Source organism: Anaerotignum faecicola (assembly GCA_024460105.1).
Taxonomy (GTDB): Bacteria; Bacillota; Clostridia; order Lachnospirales; family Anaerotignaceae; genus JANFXS01.
Genome location: JANFXS010000005.1, coordinates 89,692 through 107,714, shown reverse-complemented (window position 1 = coordinate 107,714; position 18,023 = coordinate 89,692). Strand labels below are relative to the sequence as shown.

The window sequence follows — 18,023 nt, the reverse complement described above, 5'->3', positions numbered from 1 at the left end:
CTTCCAAACTAAATTATCTAACCTTCGATTTTTTCTCTGCGTCTTTGCCGTGGCCCCTGTAAGTCCTTGTCAAAGCAAATTCGCCGAGTTTGTGGCCAACCATATCTTCTGTGATATAAACGGGAACGTGTTTCCTTCCGTCATGAACCGCTATTGTGTGTCCAATCATATCAGGGAATATTGTTGAACGGCGTGACCATGTTTTAATAACCGTTTTTTCGCCTGCTGCGTTTAAAGCGTCAACTTTCTTTAAAAGGTGTTCGTCGGCAAACGGTCCTTTCTTAAGTGATCTGCCCATGTATTAATCCTCCTTTATTCCAAAACTCAATAGCAAAGAGCCCAATTAATCTCTGCCGCGGATAATATACTTGCTGGAAGCTTTGTGTTTCTTCCTTGTCTTGTAGCCGAGAGCCGGTTTGCCCCAAGGTGTCATAGGTGACGGACGTCCGATTGGAGCCCTGCCCTCGCCGCCGCCGTGAGGATGGTCGTTAGGGTTCATAACAGAACCGCGGACTGTAGGCCTGATGCCCATGTGGCGTTTCCTTCCGGCTTTACCGATTTTAACAAGTTCATGGTCGATATTTCCAACCTGGCCGATTGTTGCGCGGCAGTCGATAGGAAGAAGCCTCATTTCGCCTGAAGGAAGCTTTACTGTGGCATATTTGCCTTCCTTAGCCATAAGCTGAGCAACATTTCCGGCGGAACGTACAAGCTGGCCGCCTTTGCCCGGTTTCATTTCGATGTTGTGGATATTTGCGCCTACAGGTATAAATCTCATAGGAAGCGCATTTCCTGTGCGCACTTCGGCCTGTTCGCCGTTCATTACTGTGTCGCCCACGCTGAGGCCTACAGGAGCAAGAATATAGCTCTTAGTTCCGTCTGCATAACAGATAAGGGCAATGTTTGCCGTCCTGTTAGGATCGTATTCAATCCCTATAACCTTTGCAGGGATATTGTCTTTGTTCCTTTTGAAGTCGATAATCCTGTATTTAAGTTTAGCGCCGCCGCCCCTGTGGCGAACTGTTAATTTACCTTGGTTATTTCTTCCTGAATTTTTCTTAATATGGACAACTAAGGATTTTTCAGGAGTTGATTTTGTAATTTCCTCAAATGTAGACACACTCATGTGCCTTCTGGAAGGTGTATAAGGCTTATATCTTTTAATGCCCATTATTTCCACTCCTTTCAATAACTGTCAGATAGTTTACACGTTTCCGTGCGTTTCCTGATTTAAATTCCGTCGATTAACAGACGTCCGTTAATCCCAATGGACGTAATTAAACGTCCATTTCAATATATTCCGTACCTTTACAGGCGAATGTCAATTACATACCCTGGAAAATTTCGATTTCTTTGCTGTCTGCCGTAAGCTTAACGATAGCTTTTTTCCTTGCGGCGGTTTTGCCCCAGATATTTCCTCTTCTTTTAGGCTTGCCCGCATAGTTCATTGTGTTAACGGAAGCCACTTTCGCTCCGTCGAACATTTTTTCAACAGCTTCTTTAACCTGTGATTTTGTAGCCTTCGGGTGTACTAAGAAAGTATATTTCTTATCTTCTAAAATAGCCATGCTGGCCTCTGTGATAACAGGTTTAAGTATAACGTCATAGTATTTTAAATCTGCCATTATGCGTACACCTCCTCGATTTTCGCAACAGCGTCTTTAGTTAATACTAAAGTATTGTATTTCAATAAATCATACACATTGATTGTGTTTACGCCCGCCGTTTTAACGTCGGGGATATTCCTTGCTGAAAGCATAACGTTTTTGTTGTTCCCGTCCATAACGATAAGCGCTTTGCCTGCTTTGATATTTTCAAGTATTTTTGCCATTTCTTTTGTTTTAACTTCAGCCAAAGCAAGATCTTCAAGCACAATAATCTTTTCTTCCTGAACCTTTGTTGAAAGGGCTGATTTTAAAGCAAGCCTTTTAACTTTTTTGTTAAGTTTGAAAGAATAATCCCTTGGCTTAGGAGCGAATACAACGCCGCCGCCTGTCCACTGCGGTGAACGTGTCGAACCCTGCCTTGCGCGGCCTGTTCCCTTCTGCCTCCATGGTTTCCTTCCGCCGCCTCTTACTTCAGCGCGTGTTTTTGCGCTCTGAGTGCCCTGCCTCTGGTTTGCAAGATACTGAACAACTGCCATATGCATTGCGTGTTCGCTTGCCTCTATGCCGAATATATCGTCGTTAAGGTCGATTGTTCCAACCTCAGCTCCGCTTGTGTTATATACTTTAACATTTGCCATGTCTAATCCTCCTTTCGTAAAGTTTTATCAAGCCTTTACGCTGTCCTTTATAGCCAATACCGAATTTTTAGGTCCCGGAACCGCGCCTTTAACCAATATAAGGTTCTTCTCCGCATCTACGCTTACAACCTCAAGGTTCTGGATAGTTACGGTAACATTTCCCATGTGGCCCGGCATTTTTTTGCCTTTTTTAACCTTACCCGGCGTTGTGCCTGATGATAAAGAACCGAGGCCTCTGTGGTATTTGGAGCCGTGAGCCATAGGACCCCTGTGCTGTCCGTGCCTCTTGATAGCACCCTGATAGCCTTTACCTTTTGACGTTCCCGAAACATCGATTTTATCGCCTGCCGCGAAAACGTCGGCTTTGATTTCAGAACCTACTTCGTAGCTTTGTGCATCTTCAAGCCTGAATTCCTTTAAAACTTTTTTAGGAGCGATACCAGCTTTGTCAAAATGGCCTTTTTCAGGTTTAACCGTAAGTTTCTCCTTTTTGTCCATAAAGCCAAGCTGAACTGCTGAGTAACCGTCGTTTTCAACTGTTTTTTTCTGAACTACAACGCATGGACCGGCCTCAAGAACCGTAACAGGAACGAGATTGCCTGTTTCGCTGAAAACCTGTGTCATGCCGACTTTCTTAGCTATAATAGCTTTTTTCATTAAGTTCCACCTCCTGATTTTCTACAGCGGATTACCGCGCGAACTTATCGCGGCAATCATACTAGTTTATATAAGTTCCGTATACGTTTCCCTTATATTAAACCAAGTTTCAAACGCCGTTAATAACGGCTCTCGGATTACTGCATAATTTTTAATGTGATGTCAACGCCTGCCGGCAGGTCAAGCCTTGTGATAGCGTCAACTGTCTTTGGCGTAGGCATTAAGATGTCAATCAGCCTTTTATGAGTCCTCATTTCAAACTGTTCCCTGGAGTCCTTGTATTTGTGTACGGCCCTGATGATTGTAACAACTTCCTTTTTTGTTGGAAGTGGGATAGGCCCACTGATCTGAGCTCCTGTTTTCTTTGCAGTTTCAATAAGCTGCGCTGCGCTTTGATCGATTAATTTGTGATCGTACGCTTTAAGACTGATTCTGATTTTCTGGTTTGCCATAATAAAAAAGTCCCCTCCTTTTCGTACTTTTGTTTCAGCACGACAAGTGGTGACTGCACACTTATCCGGGTGTGTCTGCACTTTCGCACACACACAGAACTATCCTTATGATAATCCTTTTTCCACAATATTCAGTACAGTGACCTTGTCGCCCGGTTTCTGGAACTGGACATCGCTCCGCGGAACACCCTCGTTTGAGGCAACCTCCGTTTCACAGCTCTATGTCACAACAGAAATTATTATACAGCAGACGAACAAATTTGGCAAGTATTTTTTTCACAAAAACCGCATTTTTTTCTTAAATTCTTTACCAAAATTTATTCTAAAACCTCATTATTTTTATACATTTTTCCCATACATATTAAATATACCCATTTTGCTCCCGTTTATGCAGACAATAAACTTTATTTATATTTGTTACTATTTACGTCATCCCGCCTGTGTTTTGCCGTGCCGAAATTCAACCTTTACGCTTATGCATCATATAATAGTAAGGCGTGCATTTTTATATGCACGCCTTTTCTTCAGTCATGAGCCTGCTGCATGCGGATACCTCTTTCAGCGGCAATATGCGTATCTTGATTTTGCATTACGCACACTGTAGAAAATTTGCGTTGGGCATAACGGCCAAACTATAGCGGCCTGACTGCATTTTTACCCAATAGTCATTATAACGCCCATTCGTCGGCAATCATTTTCATCAGATCCGGTATCTGCAAATGCTGTGGACATTTATCAAGGCATTCCCCGCACTGAATACAGTTTGTTGAACGTTTGTTGTCAAAAAACGGCCTGTTGTAGAAATTTTTTGCATGTTCCACAGTGTCGTACATGTATCCCATATTATAATAATCGATATTTGCAGGTATATCGACGCCTACAGGACACGGATTGCAGTACTGGCACCTTGTGCATGGTATTTTAATAAGTTTTGAAAATTCTTCCCTGGCACGCGCATACAGCATAAGTTCCTTTTCGTCCTTATGTCCCGCGGTGTATTTATTCGCCGTATTTATGTTGTCGTCTACCTGGCTTATCTCGTTCATGCCGCTCAGTACGCATGTTATTTCAGGTTTGTCCAAAAGATACGAAATACCGCGTGCTGCCGGCGACATGTCAAATTTGCTTTCGTCCCAAATCCGCCTCACGCTTTTCGGCGGTTCTTTTGCAAGCTGACCGCCTTTAAGCGGCTCCATTACAAATACGCCCAAGCCTTTTTCCGCTGCGAGTTTCATACCTTTTTCACCCGCCTGATAATCCATGTCCATGTAGTTTAGCTGAAGCAGGCAGAATTCCCACGGATACGCGTCGATTATTTCCTCAAACACTTCATATTTGTCGTGAAACGAAAAACCGATATGCTTGATTTTTCCTTCGGCAATCAGTTTATCAAAAAGTTTCAGCACATTAAGCCTTTTTGCTTTTTCCCAAAAGTTTTTGTCTAAAGAATGAAGGAAATAAATATCAAAGTACCCCGCGCCTGTCCTTTCAAGCTGGCCATTGAAAAATTCCTCACATTCCTCATATGTATCGCATACCCACATGGAAAGCTTGTCCCCGACATATACTTTCTGCCTGTAGCCGTCGGCAAGTATTTCCTTCACCGCCTTTTCCGAGTTCCCGTTTAAATGGTAAGGGTATGCGGTATCCACATAATTAACGCCGTTGTCAATGGCATGGCGCACAACCGCTTTTGCCTTTTCAATGTCAATGCTGCTGAAAACGCCGTCCAGCGTCGGAAGGCGCATTGTGCCGAAACCTACAGCCGAAATTTCGATTCCCGTTCGTCCGAGTTTCCTGTACTCCATTTTAAATCCCCTTTCAATTCATACTCCCTTTGACAATATCAATACCGGCGCTGGCGCCTATCCTGTCCGCCCCGGCTTTAATCATAAGCTCAGCCGTTTTGAAGTCCCTTATTCCTCCGGCGGCTTTTATCTTTGCCCTTTCGCCGACAGCTTCTCTCATAATTTTAATATCTTCAAAAACAGCCCCTCCCGCGCCGAATCCGGTTGAAGTCTTTACAAAATCCGCGCCGGCATTTACGGCCGCTGAACAAGCCGCGCGTTTTTCGTCGTCAGTCAGCACGCAACATTCAATTATAACTTTAAGAACAGCGCCGCCTATTGCCTTTTTAACTTCCGCAATTTCATTTTCCACATATTGGGCGTTCCCCTCTTTAAGCCGTCCAATGTTTATAACCATGTCAATCTCTTCTGCTCCGCTTTCAACGGCAGTTTTCGCTTCAAAAACTTTTACGGCCGTATCATTGGCGCCGAGTGGGAATCCTATAACGGAGCATACCTTAACACCGCTTCCGCAAAGTTCCTTATATGCTGTTTTGACCCAGCACGGATTAATGCATACGCTTGCAAAACCGTATTCCAAAGCTTCGCGGCACAGCTTTAATATGTCTTTTTCCACGGCGTCGGCTTTTAAATTTGTATGGTCAATATAACCGTTTATTTTCTCCAACAAACCACCCCTTTTTTCCATAATGCTTTTATTATACAATATTTTTAAATAAAAAAATACCCCGCGGATAACCGCCGGGTAAAAAATATAAATTATTTTAATGTTACAGATGCGCCAACTTCTTCAAGTTTAGCTTTGATAGCTTCAGCATCTTCTTTAGAAGCGCCTTCTTTGATTACTTTAGGAGCGCCGTCTACAGCTTCTTTAGCTTCTTTTAAGCCGAGGCCTGTAATTTCCCTAACAACTTTGATAACTTTGATTTTTTCAGAACCAGCCGCTGTTAATTCAACGTCAAATTCTGTTTTTTCTTCAGCGGCTTCAGCTGCGCCGCCTGCCGCTACAACTGCAACGCCTGCCGCTGCAGAAACGCCGAATTCTTCCTCTGCTGCTTTTACTAAATCGTTAAGTTCGATAACTGTAAGTTCTTTTACAGCTGCAATGATTTCTTCGATTGATAATTTTGCCATTGATAAGCACCTCCGAATTAAATTCCTATTATTATTTAACTGTACACAAAATTCAAATTATTCTGCCGCTTCGCCTTTTTCGGCAATCTGTTTGATAACGCGTGCAAATGTCGACATAGGCGATTTGAAGCTTCCAAGAAGTTTTGAAAGAAGCACGTCTCTTGAAGGGATACCTGCAACCGCTTTCATGCCTTCCGCGTCATATACAACGCCTTCGATTACGCCGGCTTTGAATTCAAGGTTTTTGTAATCTTTAGCCGCCGTATTTAATATACCGGCTGCTGCCGTAGCATCTTCATAGCTGAATGCAAAAGCGCTCGGTCCTTCAAGATACTGAGCAAGGCCTTCAAATTCTGTGCCTTTAACAGCTAATGTAACCATTGTGTTTTTGTAAACTTTATAATCAACATTAGCTTCCCTTAATTTCTTTCTAAGTTTTGTATCCTCGTCAACTGTTAAACCCCTTGCGTCTACAACGACAACGGATGCAGCTTTAGAAAGCTTATCTTTAATCTCATTAACAACAACTTGTTTTTGTTCGATTTTTGGCATTCTTACACCTCCTCATAGTATGCTTGCGCTTATATCATAATTAAGCGGCATATTGAACCGCGCGGGAAATAAACGCATATACAATAAAAACCTCTTTGCCGCATGACAAAGAGGTTTAAGCTTCGCTTTAAAATAATCCTCGGCAGGCAAGTTTCCTTTTACGCATAAATGCGCCTGCTGTCTTTGGCAACGTTTTTATTAACTTTGATATAGTATCACACAAAATCCGCATTGTCAACTGCAATTACCGATTTTTTCAGTTTCAAAACGCCGCCTTAAAACGGATTACTCAGTAATTTTAGCTGTGTTGATTTTGATCCCCGGGCCCATAGTCGTTGCAATAACAACGCTTTTAAGGTACTGGCCTTTAGCCGCCTGAGGTTTTGCTTTTATAATTGCACTCATAAGAGTCTGGAAGTTTTCCGATAATTTATCTGAACCAAAAGATACTTTGCCGATTGGAACATGGATGATGTTTGTCTTGTCAAGACGGTATTCAATCTTACCGGCTTTAATGTCGTTTACGGCTTTAGTAACGTCCATAGTTACTGTTCCGGCCTTTGGGTTAGGCATAAGGCCTTTAGGGCCGAGAACGCGGCCAAGACGGCCTACAACGCCCATCATATCCGGCGTTGCCACAACAACGTCAAATCCAAACCAGTTTTCATTCTGGATTTTAGGTATTAAATCCTCTGCTCCTACAAAGTCTGCTCCGGCTGCAAGGGCTTCTTCTGCCTTGTCGCCTTTAGCGAAAACTAAAACACGAACTGTTTTTCCTGTGCCGTGCGGAAGTACAACGGCGCCGCGAACCTGCTGATCAGCATGCCTGCTGTCAACGCCCAAACGGATATGCGCTTCAACAGTTTCATCAAATTTCGCAACGGACGTTTTCTGAACAAGATCAATAGCGTCCGCCGAATCATATGATACTGTAGAGTCTACAAGTTTAACTTTTTCTAAATATTTCTTTCCTCTTTTCACTTTCGTGACCTCCTTATGTGGTAATATCGGGAGAATAGTCCCTCCCACCAATAGACGGAACCTTTAAAGTCCCGGCCGGTTATTATTCTTCTACTGTAATACCCATGCTCCTTGCAGTGCCGCAAATCATGCTGTAAGCGGAATCAAGGGTTGCAGCGTTTAAGTCAGGCATTTTAAGCTCTGCAATTTTCATTACTTCGTCCTTAGAGATTTTGGCAACCTTCGTTTTGTTAGGCACGCCCGAACCGCTTTCAATCTTGCAGGCTTTTTTAAGTAATACTGCCGCCGGCGGAGTTTTAGTAACGAACGAATAGCTCCTGTCTGCATAAACCGTTATAACAACAGGGATAACAAGGCCTGCCTGCTGTGCTGTTTTTTCATTGAACTCTTTACAGAAGCCCATGATGTTTAACCCGTGCTGACCGAGAGCGGGGCCAACAGGCGGAGCTGGCGTAGCCTTGCCTGCGTTGATTTGTAATTTAATGTAACCTGTAACTTTTTTTGCCATTTCGGCACCTCCTATAAATGTGGTAATTAACGGGATTTTCCCTCCCACGCGCACTTAAAAGCGCGCAAACGATATTTACATTTTTTCAAGCTGAGTATAGTCGAGCTCAACAGGCGTTTCCCTTCCGAAAATAGAAAGCATAACGACAACGCTCCTTTTTGAAGGGTTAATCTCTTTGATTATGCCGATAGAATCGGTAAACGGCCCGCTGGAAACCCTGATGGTATCGCCTTCGTCAAAGTCGAATGTCTGCTGGATATATTCTTCGATGCCCATGGCCCTTGCCTCCTCGTCCGTTAACGGAACGGGCTTGCTACCCGGGCCGACGAAACTCGTAACGCCCCTTGTGTTTCTTACAACGTACCATGTTTCATCATTCATAACCATTTTAAGAAGGACATATCCGGGGAACACTTTGCGCTGAACCGTTTTTTTCTGGCCGTTTTTTATTTCGATAACGTCCTGCACAGGCACGCTTACCTCATGGATCTGATCCTGCATGCCCCTGTTTTCGATTATCTTTTCAATATTGGCCTTAACTTTGTTCTCGTATCCCGAATATGTGTGAACAACATACCATCTAGCCTCGCTGTCGTCAACCTTCGGCGCTTCAGCGTTTTCAGTATTCATAAATTCTTCAGACATATTACCATCCTTTTTACTCACTCAAACTTCAGATTAATCCTAAAATACTCATAGCCGCGTCAAGCCCGCCTGTATAAACCGTATCCATGCAGAAAATAACAAGGCCAATAATAACTGATGTTACAATAACGGTTGCAGTTTTCTTTATAACTTCGTTCCTTTTAGGCCAGATTATTTTCTTAAACTCGGCCTTGTGGTCGGCTATAACAACGCCGAGGCCCGGCTTTGCTTTAGCGTTTTTAGAATCTTTTTTTGGGCTGTTCGTAGTGTTTTGTTCCATTGCTTCCACATCCCTTTCAGGTTTTCACCAACACAAATTATTTTGTTTCTTTGTGTAATGTGTGTGTTTTACAGAACTTGCAGTACTTTTTGAACTCCATTCTGTCAGGGTGATTTTTCTTTTCCTTAGTTGTGTTGTAGTTCCTTTGCTTGCACTCTGTGCAGGCTAAAGTAATTTTGGTTCTCATCACTTCCACCTCCATCTGATAGAACACATCTTTGCATTAAAATTTGCATAAAAAAAAGACTTTCGTCATTTGAAAACAATTATAACAAAGTCTTTTTTATATGTCAACACAAAAAATGAAACAAAAACCGCCGGATAAACGCGCCCTTGAAGTATCAAAATCCGTTGACCCTCCGCTTTGGGCGTCACTTGTTTTCGGCTTTATATTCCTCAAGCGCCACGGCAAGCTGATCCGGACATGAAGACTCCCTGTGTCCGCATGTTATACCGCGCAGTCTTTTAATTACGTCGTCGACTTCCATGCCTTCAACAAGGCTTTCAATGCCCGCATGGTTCCCCGGACATCCGCCTACAAATTCAACGTCCTTCACCTTTCCGTTTTCAACATTGAAATTTATTGTTTTAGCGCATATACCTTTTGTCTGAAATGAACGCGACATTCAAACTTCCTCCCTGCACATCGTTTTATTTTATATTGTTTTTCCTGTATTCGGCGGCATATTCCCGGTATTCCTTAACAGAAATGTCAATCTCGGCAAGCTCCCGTTCATTTAAAGGCCTCTTAACCTTAGCCGGAACGCCTACGGCCAAATGACCCTTCGGTATAACGCTTGCCGGGGTAACGACGCTTCCCGCCCCGATAAGGCATTCGTCCTCTATAACGGCTTCGTCCTGTATTACGGCCCCCATTCCTATTATGCACCTGTTTCCAATCCTGCATCCGTGTATAACGGCGCCGTGCCCGACCGTTACGCCGCTTCCAATCTCAACCGCGCCTTTTTCCCCAAGCTCAACGTGTATAGAACATAAATCCTGTATATTTGTGCAGTCGCCGATAAAAATCGGGTTGTGTTCCGCCCTGAGCACACTGCCGGGAAGTATAACGCAGTTTTCGCCTAAATGCACATCTCCGCATATGGTAACGTTTTCATATATTGTACAGCTTTCCGGTATAACCGGAAATTTCCCCTTAAAGCCGTAGATATTGTACCTATCCGCCAAAATACCGCCCCCCTTTACGGTTATAATTAAATATATACCATAAAACCGTGTGATCCGCAACAACTATTTCTATTGACAATAAATTTAAATAACCATAAAATCAAATGAAGGCCGTTTACACAGGCTTTTAAAAATCACTTTACAGCAGACATGCGATAAGGAGAAAAAATATGAAAAAATCATTAAAATATTTGCTTGCCCTTCTGCCGGCGGCGGCACTTTGCGCATGTTCCTCCTCTTCCGAAAGTAAAAGCGCTCCTATAATAACATCATTTTATCCGATATACAACTTCACCCTTGCAGTAACGGAGGGAACTCCTCTCGGCGCCGCCAATCTGGCTAAAACACAGGCCGGATGCCTTCACGATTACCAGCTCACTTCCGGCAACATGCGCTCAATAAGCGGCGCGGAAACTTTTATTATAAACGGAGCCGGAATGGAGGACGGATTTATAAACAAGGCGATTGGGCAAAACCCCCGGATCACTCTTATAGATTCCGCCGAAAATGTTGCGCTTTCCGAAACTTCAAGCCATAATCACGGCGGGGAGGGCCATGACGAAGAACACGGCGGCGAATATAATTCGCACGTTTGGACCTCCGTCGAAAACGCCAAAAAACAAACCGAAACCATCGCTTCGGAATTAAGCGCAAAGTATCCTCAGTATTCCGAAATATTTATTGAAAATGCAGACTCTTACTGCAAAACGCTGTCGCAAATAGACGTTCCCGATTTTTCGGGTCTTGATATTAACGTAGTTTCATTTCATGAGGCCTTCGCCTACCTTTTAAACGACGTGGGAATAAACGTAACGGAAACGGTTGAAATTGATGAAAACACCGTTCCGTCGGCGAAACGTCTTGCCCACATTGCAGACAGCGCGGAAAACGAGAATATCTCGGCAGTAATATGCGCCGACGACGGAGGCCTTGCATTTGTCGAAACCGTTTCAAGGGAACTCGGCGTGCCGTGCATAGTCCTCGACCCGGTTACAAGCGGTCCAGACGACAAAAACGGATATATAGACGCGCAAATTAAAAATTTTGAAACCCTCAAGGAGGCGTTTTTAATTGAAAAACCATAATTCATGCGGCCTTTGCAGCGTAAAGCTTGACGGCATTACCGTCGTAAGCGGCCGCGATACGTTAATAGAAAATATAAATATGACTTTCCACTGCGGCGAGCTTACGGCGCTGATAGGAAAAAACGGCGCGGGCAAAACAACTCTTATCCGCGCAATCCTCGGCGAAAGGCAGTATACGGGCGAAATCACATTCATACGCCACGACGAGGGGAAAATAAAACGCCCTTTAATAGGATATGTCCCCCAGCACCTGGATTTTGACAAAAGCACTCCCGTAAGCGTCGCCGATTTTATGCTTGCCGGAAAATCGAAAAGGCCTCTTTGGCTCGGCCATAACGCAGCGCTGAAAAAACGCGCGCTTTCCTCCCTTGAAAGCCTTGACTGCGGCCACCTTTTGAATAAAAGCCTCGGCAACCTTTCAGGCGGCGAGCTGCAGAAAGTCATGCTGCTTGCGGCGACGGATCCTATGCCCGATCTCCTTATACTTGACGAGCCCGTATCAGGCGTAGACGCAATAGGCCTTGAAAAGTTCTATAAAACCGTAACTCATCTCAGGGATACATACCACATGGCGATACTTCTTGTTTCCCATGATTTATCACTGATAAAAAAATATGCCGACAAAGTTGTGCTTATAGACAAAACGGTGCTATGCCAGGGAGAAATTGACGAAGTATTTACTTCACGGCAGTTTAAAGACTCATTCGGATATATTGAGGAGGGTTTATAATGGAAAACATATATAAATTGCTGGAAATTCTCCCGTTTGAACTATTAAAATATGATTTTATGAAAAACGCCCTTTTGGCAACGCTTTTAATAACGCCGCTTTTTGCCCTTCTCGGCACAATGGCAGTCAACAACAAAATGGCATTTTTTTCCGACGCCCTCGGCCACAGCGCATTTACGGGCATAGCCATCGGCGTGCTCCTCGGCCTTAAAAGCCCTACGCTCAGCATGATTGCATTCGGCATATTCCTCGGCCTTGCCATAAGCCGTGTGAAATCTTTAAATACCGCTTCAACCGATACCGTTATAAGCGTTTTTTCTTCGGTCTCCGTTGCTCTCGGCATAGTAATTCTTTCAAAAGAAGGCGGCTTTGCAAAGTATTCGTCCTATCTTATAGGCGATATACTTATAGTTACCCCAACGGAAATACTTATTATGTCGGCAGCCCTCATAGCGGTATATATAATATGGTACAAAATATACAACAAGCTCCTCCTTGTAAGCATAAATTCGGCATTGGCTTCAAGCCGTGGGATCAACTGCTCTTTAATGGAAAATATATTTGTAGTTATCGTTGCCGTTTCCGTAATGCTTTCAGTAAAATGGATAGGCATACTTACAATAAATTCGCTTCTGATACTTCCCGCCGCCGCCGCGCGCAACGTATCTAAAAATTCTGCGCAGTACCACTTTATATCCCTTGCATGCGGGCTTATAAGCGGCGTTTCTGGGCTTGTTGTTTCATTCTATGCGGACGCGTCGGCCGGGGCTTCCATGGTGCTTGCGGCCGCCGCCCTGTTTTTCATTTCCCTTGCGGCAAAACCGTTTATAAAATAGAAAAAACATGTTTTTTTCCGCTTATGATTAGGCAAAAGCATTTTTGAAACCGCGCCTTAAAAAACAGTTTCACGCTGTGTATTTATATGGATACCCTTGTAAAACGAAAGCAATATGGTATAATTTATAAGTAGGCAGGCCGCGGGACATATTCCCGGGCTTATTATAACATAGGATTTTGAGGTGAAAAAATGGATATTAAAATTGACGCCGGCATGAAAAGCAAGTTTCCGTCAATACGTCTTGGCTGTATCAAATATACCGCGGCTGTGGAAGAAACAAACGCCGCTTTATGGGACGTTATTGAAAAAAACGTTATACCGTCGCTGACCGGCATAATGGCCGAAACCCCCATAAACGAGTTTAAAAATGTCGCATGTTCCCGCGCGGCATACAAAGCCTTCGGAAAAGATCCCAACAGATACCGCGTTTCTTCCGACGCCCTTTACAGGAGGGTTAAACAGGGAAAAGGCCTTTATAAAATCAACACCGTTGTCGACACAAACAATTTAGTTTCGCTTGAAAGCGGGTTCTCCGTAGGTTCATACGACACTGCAAATATAAGCCGGAACATAACTTTCAGAACAGGCCTTCCAGGCGAAAGCTATGCGGGCATAGGCAAAGAAAATATAAACATCGAAAATCTTCCTGTTCTCTGCGACGAAAGCGGCCCATTCGGAAGCCCGACAAGCGATTCCACAAGAGCGATGATCTCCCTTTCTTCAAGGGACATTTTAACCGTTATTTATGATTTTTCAGAAGATGAAAATTTGGACAGCCTCCTTAAAAGCGCGGCCGAATACTTTAAAAAATATGCAAAAGCGGAAAATATAGAGATATTTACCGTGGAGTAAATATCCCGCCCGTCTTCCCGAAATATAAAACGCCCGCCGGATTCGGATATTCAGCCGAATCCGCGGGCGTTTTGTATTTAAACACAATTCCCGAATAAATATATAAACTTGCATATTTCCCGTTAAATATCCGATACACATTCTTCTTTGCCGCATTTTAATAATTTTTCAATAAATATCTTTCTGTATGCGGTAAAGAATAAAAACGCAAACAGTATACCAAGCATATTGTCAATCACCCTTATTGCCGCTGCGCCTTTGACGCCGTAAACGCTTGAAGCAAGCAAAAGCGCCCCGAAGCAGTTAAACACCGTTTTGTATTTATAATCGGAACAAACCCCAAGACACAGCCCCGCCGCCGGACCCAAAAACGGCAAAATCCATTCCGGAATAAAATGATAAACAATTCCGAACATGACAGAACCTATTACTACGCCCGCCGCCCTATCGCACATACGCCCGTTAATATTTGAAGGGTATGAAGCCAAAAGCGAAGAGCATGCAAATCCGGCCCACATGAACCGGTCAAGATCAACAATGCTGTTTACCAAATACAGAAGGCTTATTCCGAGGGCAAGCTGTATCTGCCATTGGCATTTGGGATCATAAATGCTGAACTTTCCCACAACATGTATAAACGAAACTTCATTATGCTTATGTTTATGCTTAAAAAACATAACCGCGGCGCACATCGCATATCCCGCCGCCGCCATAAGGCCCCTGTTTGCTAAAGCCTCGCCGCTTACGGGGTTTCCGCTTAAAAAAATATATCCAAACACATACAGGCCGCCGTTTCCCATTTCTGGATTTTCACATGTTATGGCAGTTATTACGGCTATTGAAATAAAATTTATCAAAAACCCGACAAACGCTCCGGTATTGCCTATCAAAACAGGAGATATAAAAAGCAGCGCAAATACAACCGCAAAATTAAAAAGCGAATGCGATATTTTATAACCGAAGCTTACAAAACGCGTGCTTAAAAGTATACAGAATATTACTACGGCCATACTGCTGTTTTCATTTCCGAAAATTGCCGTCAGCGCGGATATAAATAAAATCGAAAACCCTACAAGCAGTATGTCCCTTACAATCAAAGCCTTTATAAACCACAGTTTTTCCTTCCCGGACGCTGTACGTATATGATTTTTCAAAACCGCCGGATCAAGCTGGAGCGCTTCATAAAAACACATTTAAAATTCCCCCTCGAACTGCTTTAAAAATGTATTCGCCCTTCCGATAAGAGCCGCCATGGTTTTAAAATCATCCCCCATCTCATTTTCAAGAAAATAAAGAGATCCGAGCATGACAGTATAATTACTGTTAAGTTCAAAAAGCCCCGCTTCCGTTAAAAAAATGCTGTAGCTCCTTTCATCATTAACCATTTTTTCTTTATCTACCAGCCCTTTTTTATAAAGCGATTTTACCGTGCGGCTTACGGATTCTATTTTCATTCCTGTCGCCCTGCTCACTGCCAAGGGCGTTGCCTTTTCTTCAAAATATATAAAAGACAATATTTCAATTTCTCCCGTTGTAAGCGTCCTTTTATTTTGCTGGGAAAGCATATGCCTTGAAAAAAAATGAAATTCACGGGTATATGTACCCATGTCCCGCCAGTCTGTTTTCAACGTAATCCCCTCCAAAAATAGTTAACATAGTTAATTATATCCCTGTCATACCATCATGTCAATCCATTATACATAATTACATTGAATACTCCGTTCCCTTCTTCTCCTGTAGGTTAATGATCCCATATATTGCGCCTATTAAGCCGATTTACGCGCAAAAAAGCCGCGGTCTCCAAAAAACCGCGGCACGTATGCGCTCTACCATTTATACTTATGAAGCTGGCCTTCCTGATTAAGCCCCGCAAAATTATTCTGCCTTAAAGCCTCGTACAATATTATTGCAACCGAATTCGAAAGGTTAAGGCTGCGCGTATCTTCAAACATAGGTATCCTCACAGAAGTATCTTTATAATCCAACAGTATTTCTTCCGGTATACCGGCGCTTTCTTTCCCAAACATAATAAAATCATCCATATCATATTTGACATCGGTGTATGTCTGCCTGCTTTTAGTAGTGGCCATAAATATCCGCGCGCCTTTATTCAGGCTTAAAAAATGATTAAAGCTGTCATAATAATGTACATCCAATAAATGCCAGTAATCAAGCCCCGCCCTCTTGAGAAACTTATCCTCAACGGAAAATCCAAGCGGCTTAATCAAATGCAAAGACGAATGGGTAACTGCGCACGTCCTTGCTATATTCCCGGCATTTTGAGGTATTTCCGGTTCATGGAGAACAATATTCATAATAAAACCCCCTTTTCTTTTGCTTTTTTACCAGATTAATGTTATGATAGCATAGAAAATTTTTAAATTAAACGCATAATATTGACAAAATCGTATTTTTTTATTATTATTAGATAATAATAAGTATTATGTAATATTAAGGAGCCATGATTATGACACATATCACAGAAATGCTTAGGGAAAAAGGTCTGAAGGTTACTCCTCAGCGTATGGCTATATACTCTATGTTAAGCAATACTTGTTCGCACCCTTCCGCGGAAGAAATATACAAAACATTAATACCCGATAATCCTACAATAAGCCTTGCAACTGTTTATAAAACGCTTGACAGTTTCAAAAACGCCGGGATTATCCAGGAATTAAGCGTCGGCAACGGCCGAAGCAATTACGATGCAAACGTTATACCTCACCCGCACATAGTATGTAAATGCTGTGGCAAAATATATGATTTCCAGTTTGAAAAACTTGACGTACTGCGTTCGTCAGTTGCGGAAAAAACAGACTTTCTCGTCGAAAGCGAACAGCTTACATTTTACGGCGTATGTCCTTCATGCCGGCACAACTGATGCGTCAGGCTGATAACGCTTATTATTTACGGGAGTTGCTCCTTAAAAAATCAGCCGCATCCCCGCCGGATTTTAAAATGCTTTTCTGCCGTGCGGCCTTAAGGCCTCCGCGGCAAAAAACATATCCTTTGCGCAAAGGCCTTTGTAATTCCCTAAAACATCCAAAAACCGTCTGTAAATTTTCCAGACGGTTTTTTTCTGTAAAATTTTATATTTTAACGTTCTTTCGTTATTTTAACATATCCCGGCTAAAAACTGACCGGAATATTCCTCGCAATTGGCTTAGACAAACCGCAAATCGTTAGGTATAAAAACAGTTTCTCGATATATTATTCCGTCAAAAGCCGCTATTTTTCAAATACAGCCGTAACAACCGGTTTGCCGTCCCTATCCAAAAGCGGCGTTATCCCTCCGGAGTATCCGGAATATTTATATATATAATTAACGCCTGTTTCTTTGTCAACCCAAATTTCTATTCCTTCGGAAAATGAAGCCTGCTTATAGGTCTTTATAAATCTGTCGTCATCTTTTTTCATATTCTGCTCCTTATGGTCTGTTCATGTTTTGTCGGCGGCTTTTAAAAACTCCAACGGGTCCCCTTCGGAATTTATAAAATGCATAAGCATATAAGCGCACATAACCGCAACGTTTTCCTCCTTTAATATGCGCCTACATTCATCCCTGTCCGCAACAACAACTTCTATATCCTCATCACACGTTATATTCTTTGAAGACGGCGTCCCTTTGTAATATCCGTAAACGGCGGAACATGTTTCATCCGTCATGCCGACTGTCGTAAAAAACGGTTTTTCATAACATCCGTTAACGTCTAAAGGTTCAAATTCCATTCCCGTTTCTTCAAAGGCTTCACGCACGGCAGTATCCCTTGCGCTTTCGCCTTCTTCAACAAGCCCTGCCGGAAATTCGTATATATATCCGTTTATGGGGTACCTGTACTGGCGCACAAGAACAACTTTATCCCTGTTTTCACCGTATATGCCGTAAATCAAAACGCCGTCGGCTTTAAGCTTTTTTGTGTTCATATAAAAATCTTCCGGCCTTTTTTTCCTTGAAACCATAAAATATTCAAATGTTCCGCCGTCGCGCCTTTCGGCTTCCATTTTATACATATTTATATAATTGTTGTCAGTCTGTTTTTTAATGCTTCTTATTCCTGTCACAGAAAA

General features: G+C 42.9%; 27 protein-coding genes and 1 other annotated feature. Of the genes, 5 read left to right on the top strand and 22 right to left on the bottom strand.

Going from position 1 to position 18,023, the window contains the following annotated elements:
• Window positions 1–13 precede the first annotated feature (13 nt).
• From rpsS to NE664_09385, 17 genes are all read right to left on the bottom strand, one after another.
• Window positions 14–298, bottom strand: a complete 285-nt coding sequence (rpsS, locus tag NE664_09465; GenBank protein ID MCQ4726873.1) for a 30S ribosomal protein S19 — start codon at window positions 296–298, stop codon at window positions 14–16.
• A gap of 45 nt (window positions 299–343) precedes the next feature.
• Complete coding sequence (gene rplB, locus NE664_09460) at window positions 344–1,171, bottom strand: 50S ribosomal protein L2 (protein MCQ4726872.1); 828 nt, start codon at window positions 1,169–1,171, stop codon at window positions 344–346.
• 154 nt (window positions 1,172–1,325) lie between these two features.
• Window positions 1,326–1,625 (bottom strand): 50S ribosomal protein L23, encoded by a 300-nt coding sequence (gene rplW / locus NE664_09455; GenBank protein MCQ4726871.1) that lies wholly within the window; start codon window positions 1,623–1,625, stop codon window positions 1,326–1,328.
• Window positions 1,625–2,245: a 50S ribosomal protein L4 gene (gene rplD / locus NE664_09450; protein MCQ4726870.1), complete on the bottom strand. Its 621-nt coding sequence runs from the start codon at window positions 2,243–2,245 to the stop codon at window positions 1,625–1,627. The genes rplW and rplD overlap by 1 nt, the downstream gene beginning before the upstream one ends.
• Before the next feature lie 27 nt (window positions 2,246–2,272).
• Complete coding sequence (gene rplC / locus NE664_09445; protein MCQ4726869.1) at window positions 2,273–2,902, bottom strand: 50S ribosomal protein L3; 630 nt, start codon at window positions 2,900–2,902, stop codon at window positions 2,273–2,275.
• A gap of 137 nt (window positions 2,903–3,039) precedes the next feature.
• Window positions 3,040–3,354, bottom strand: a complete 315-nt coding sequence (gene rpsJ / locus NE664_09440; protein MCQ4726868.1) for a 30S ribosomal protein S10 — start codon at window positions 3,352–3,354, stop codon at window positions 3,040–3,042.
• A 668-nt stretch (window positions 3,355–4,022) separates the two neighbouring features.
• A complete protein-coding gene (locus tag NE664_09435) occupies window positions 4,023–5,162 on the bottom strand; it encodes an aldo/keto reductase (protein MCQ4726867.1) in 1,140 nt (379 codons plus the stop codon).
• Between the two features lie 13 nt (window positions 5,163–5,175).
• Window positions 5,176–5,829, bottom strand: coding sequence for a deoxyribose-phosphate aldolase (deoC, locus tag NE664_09430; GenBank protein MCQ4726866.1), 654 nt, complete (start codon window positions 5,827–5,829; stop codon window positions 5,176–5,178).
• Window positions 5,830–5,921: 92 nt separating this feature from the next.
• Window positions 5,922–6,296: a 50S ribosomal protein L7/L12 gene (rplL, locus tag NE664_09425; protein MCQ4726865.1), complete on the bottom strand. Its 375-nt coding sequence runs from the start codon at window positions 6,294–6,296 to the stop codon at window positions 5,922–5,924.
• Window positions 6,297–6,353: 57 nt separating this feature from the next.
• Window positions 6,354–6,848, bottom strand: coding sequence for a 50S ribosomal protein L10 (gene rplJ / locus NE664_09420; GenBank protein MCQ4726864.1), 495 nt, complete (start codon window positions 6,846–6,848; stop codon window positions 6,354–6,356).
• Between the two features lie 75 nt (window positions 6,849–6,923).
• Window positions 6,924–7,053, bottom strand: a sequence feature (ribosomal protein L10 leader region).
• A gap of 80 nt (window positions 7,054–7,133) precedes the next feature.
• Window positions 7,134–7,829, bottom strand: a complete 696-nt coding sequence (gene rplA, locus NE664_09415; protein MCQ4726863.1) for a 50S ribosomal protein L1 — start codon at window positions 7,827–7,829, stop codon at window positions 7,134–7,136.
• Window positions 7,830–7,911: 82 nt separating this feature from the next.
• The gene (gene rplK / locus NE664_09410) at window positions 7,912–8,337 is read right to left on the bottom strand and encodes a 50S ribosomal protein L11 (protein MCQ4726862.1); all 426 of its coding nucleotides are present in this window, start codon (window positions 8,335–8,337) and stop codon (window positions 7,912–7,914) included.
• A gap of 75 nt (window positions 8,338–8,412) precedes the next feature.
• Window positions 8,413–8,982: a transcription termination/antitermination protein NusG gene (gene nusG, locus NE664_09405; protein ID MCQ4726861.1), complete on the bottom strand. Its 570-nt coding sequence runs from the start codon at window positions 8,980–8,982 to the stop codon at window positions 8,413–8,415.
• Between the two features lie 28 nt (window positions 8,983–9,010).
• Entirely contained in the window at window positions 9,011–9,262 is a 252-nt protein-coding gene (gene secE / locus NE664_09400) for a preprotein translocase subunit SecE (protein ID MCQ4726860.1), read from the bottom strand.
• 37 nt (window positions 9,263–9,299) lie between these two features.
• Window positions 9,300–9,464, bottom strand: a complete 165-nt coding sequence (gene rpmG, locus NE664_09395) for a 50S ribosomal protein L33 (protein ID MCQ4726859.1) — start codon at window positions 9,462–9,464, stop codon at window positions 9,300–9,302.
• 169 nt (window positions 9,465–9,633) lie between these two features.
• Window positions 9,634–9,888 (bottom strand): TIGR03905 family TSCPD domain-containing protein, encoded by a 255-nt coding sequence (locus tag NE664_09390; GenBank protein MCQ4726858.1) that lies wholly within the window; start codon window positions 9,886–9,888, stop codon window positions 9,634–9,636.
• Between the two features lie 25 nt (window positions 9,889–9,913).
• Window positions 9,914–10,450 (bottom strand): gamma carbonic anhydrase family protein, encoded by a 537-nt coding sequence (locus NE664_09385; protein ID MCQ4726857.1) that lies wholly within the window; start codon window positions 10,448–10,450, stop codon window positions 9,914–9,916.
• 170 nt (window positions 10,451–10,620) lie between these two features.
• Here NE664_09385 and NE664_09380 point away from each other — a divergent pair, with 170 nt between their 5' ends.
• From NE664_09380 to NE664_09365, 4 genes are all read left to right on the top strand, one after another.
• Window positions 10,621–11,535: a zinc ABC transporter substrate-binding protein gene (locus NE664_09380; GenBank protein ID MCQ4726856.1), complete on the top strand. Its 915-nt coding sequence runs from the start codon at window positions 10,621–10,623 to the stop codon at window positions 11,533–11,535.
• On the top strand, window positions 11,522–12,265 hold the full coding sequence (locus tag NE664_09375) for a metal ABC transporter ATP-binding protein (GenBank protein ID MCQ4726855.1): 744 nt from the start codon (window positions 11,522–11,524) through the stop codon (window positions 12,263–12,265). The genes NE664_09380 and NE664_09375 overlap by 14 nt, the downstream gene beginning before the upstream one ends.
• Entirely contained in the window at window positions 12,265–13,101 is an 837-nt protein-coding gene (locus NE664_09370; protein ID MCQ4726854.1) for a metal ABC transporter permease, read from the top strand. Before NE664_09375 ends, NE664_09370 begins: the two co-directional genes overlap by 1 nt.
• A gap of 191 nt (window positions 13,102–13,292) precedes the next feature.
• A complete protein-coding gene (locus tag NE664_09365) occupies window positions 13,293–13,955 on the top strand; it encodes a phenylalanine--tRNA ligase beta subunit-related protein (protein ID MCQ4726853.1) in 663 nt (220 codons plus the stop codon).
• A gap of 122 nt (window positions 13,956–14,077) precedes the next feature.
• Here the strand turns inward: NE664_09365 and NE664_09360 are convergent, their stop codons facing one another.
• The 3 genes from NE664_09360 to trmL form a co-directional block, all read right to left on the bottom strand.
• Window positions 14,078–15,148, bottom strand: coding sequence for an FUSC family protein (locus NE664_09360; protein MCQ4726852.1), 1,071 nt, complete (start codon window positions 15,146–15,148; stop codon window positions 14,078–14,080).
• A complete protein-coding gene (locus NE664_09355; GenBank protein ID MCQ4726851.1) occupies window positions 15,149–15,583 on the bottom strand; it encodes a MarR family winged helix-turn-helix transcriptional regulator in 435 nt (144 codons plus the stop codon).
• A 198-nt stretch (window positions 15,584–15,781) separates the two neighbouring features.
• Complete coding sequence (gene trmL / locus NE664_09350; protein ID MCQ4726850.1) at window positions 15,782–16,273, bottom strand: tRNA (uridine(34)/cytosine(34)/5-carboxymethylaminomethyluridine(34)-2'-O)-methyltransferase TrmL; 492 nt, start codon at window positions 16,271–16,273, stop codon at window positions 15,782–15,784.
• Window positions 16,274–16,422: 149 nt separating this feature from the next.
• On the opposite strand from trmL, the gene NE664_09345 reads away from it, so the two are divergent.
• Window positions 16,423–16,836: a transcriptional repressor gene (locus NE664_09345; GenBank protein ID MCQ4726849.1), complete on the top strand. Its 414-nt coding sequence runs from the start codon at window positions 16,423–16,425 to the stop codon at window positions 16,834–16,836.
• A gap of 347 nt (window positions 16,837–17,183) precedes the next feature.
• Here NE664_09345 and NE664_09340 read toward each other — a convergent pair whose 3' ends face one another.
• Together NE664_09340 and NE664_09335 are read right to left on the bottom strand one after the other, a co-directional pair.
• Entirely contained in the window at window positions 17,184–17,372 is a 189-nt protein-coding gene (locus NE664_09340; protein ID MCQ4726848.1) for a DUF6440 family protein, read from the bottom strand.
• Between the two features lie 21 nt (window positions 17,373–17,393).
• A complete protein-coding gene (locus tag NE664_09335) occupies window positions 17,394–18,017 on the bottom strand; it encodes an NUDIX hydrolase (protein ID MCQ4726847.1) in 624 nt (207 codons plus the stop codon).
• Window positions 18,018–18,023 lie beyond the last annotated feature (6 nt).

Coding starts and splice junctions, on each gene's coding strand:
- NE664_09370 (MCQ4726854.1), top strand. CDS start 12,265: ATGGAAAACATATATAAATTGCTGGAAATTCTCCCGTTTGAACTATTA.
- rplJ (MCQ4726864.1), bottom strand. CDS start 6,848: ATGCCAAAAATCGAACAAAAACAAGTTGTTGTTAATGAGATTAAAGAT.
- rpmG (MCQ4726859.1), bottom strand. CDS start 9,464: ATGGAGGTGGAAGTGATGAGAACCAAAATTACTTTAGCCTGCACAGAG.
- rplC (MCQ4726869.1), bottom strand. CDS start 2,902: ATGAAAAAAGCTATTATAGCTAAGAAAGTCGGCATGACACAGGTTTTC.
- NE664_09380 (MCQ4726856.1), top strand. CDS start 10,621: ATGAAAAAATCATTAAAATATTTGCTTGCCCTTCTGCCGGCGGCGGCA.
- rplW (MCQ4726871.1), bottom strand. CDS start 1,625: ATGGCAGATTTAAAATACTATGACGTTATACTTAAACCTGTTATCACA.
- NE664_09345 (MCQ4726849.1), top strand. CDS start 16,423: ATGACACATATCACAGAAATGCTTAGGGAAAAAGGTCTGAAGGTTACT.
- rplB (MCQ4726872.1), bottom strand. CDS start 1,171: ATGGGCATTAAAAGATATAAGCCTTATACACCTTCCAGAAGGCACATG.
- rpsS (MCQ4726873.1), bottom strand. CDS start 298: ATGGGCAGATCACTTAAGAAAGGACCGTTTGCCGACGAACACCTTTTA.
- rplK (MCQ4726862.1), bottom strand. CDS start 8,337: ATGGCAAAAAAAGTTACAGGTTACATTAAATTACAAATCAACGCAGGC.
- secE (MCQ4726860.1), bottom strand. CDS start 9,262: ATGGAACAAAACACTACGAACAGCCCAAAAAAAGATTCTAAAAACGCT.
- rpsJ (MCQ4726868.1), bottom strand. CDS start 3,354: ATGGCAAACCAGAAAATCAGAATCAGTCTTAAAGCGTACGATCACAAA.
- NE664_09365 (MCQ4726853.1), top strand. CDS start 13,293: ATGGATATTAAAATTGACGCCGGCATGAAAAGCAAGTTTCCGTCAATA.
- rplL (MCQ4726865.1), bottom strand. CDS start 6,296: ATGGCAAAATTATCAATCGAAGAAATCATTGCAGCTGTAAAAGAACTT.
- NE664_09340 (MCQ4726848.1), bottom strand. CDS start 17,372: ATGAAAAAAGATGACGACAGATTTATAAAGACCTATAAGCAGGCTTCA.
- NE664_09390 (MCQ4726858.1), bottom strand. CDS start 9,888: ATGTCGCGTTCATTTCAGACAAAAGGTATATGCGCTAAAACAATAAAT.
- nusG (MCQ4726861.1), bottom strand. CDS start 8,982: ATGTCTGAAGAATTTATGAATACTGAAAACGCTGAAGCGCCGAAGGTT.
- rplD (MCQ4726870.1), bottom strand. CDS start 2,245: ATGGCAAATGTTAAAGTATATAACACAAGCGGAGCTGAGGTTGGAACA.
- NE664_09360 (MCQ4726852.1), bottom strand. CDS start 15,148: ATGTGTTTTTATGAAGCGCTCCAGCTTGATCCGGCGGTTTTGAAAAAT.
- NE664_09435 (MCQ4726867.1), bottom strand. CDS start 5,162: ATGGAGTACAGGAAACTCGGACGAACGGGAATCGAAATTTCGGCTGTA.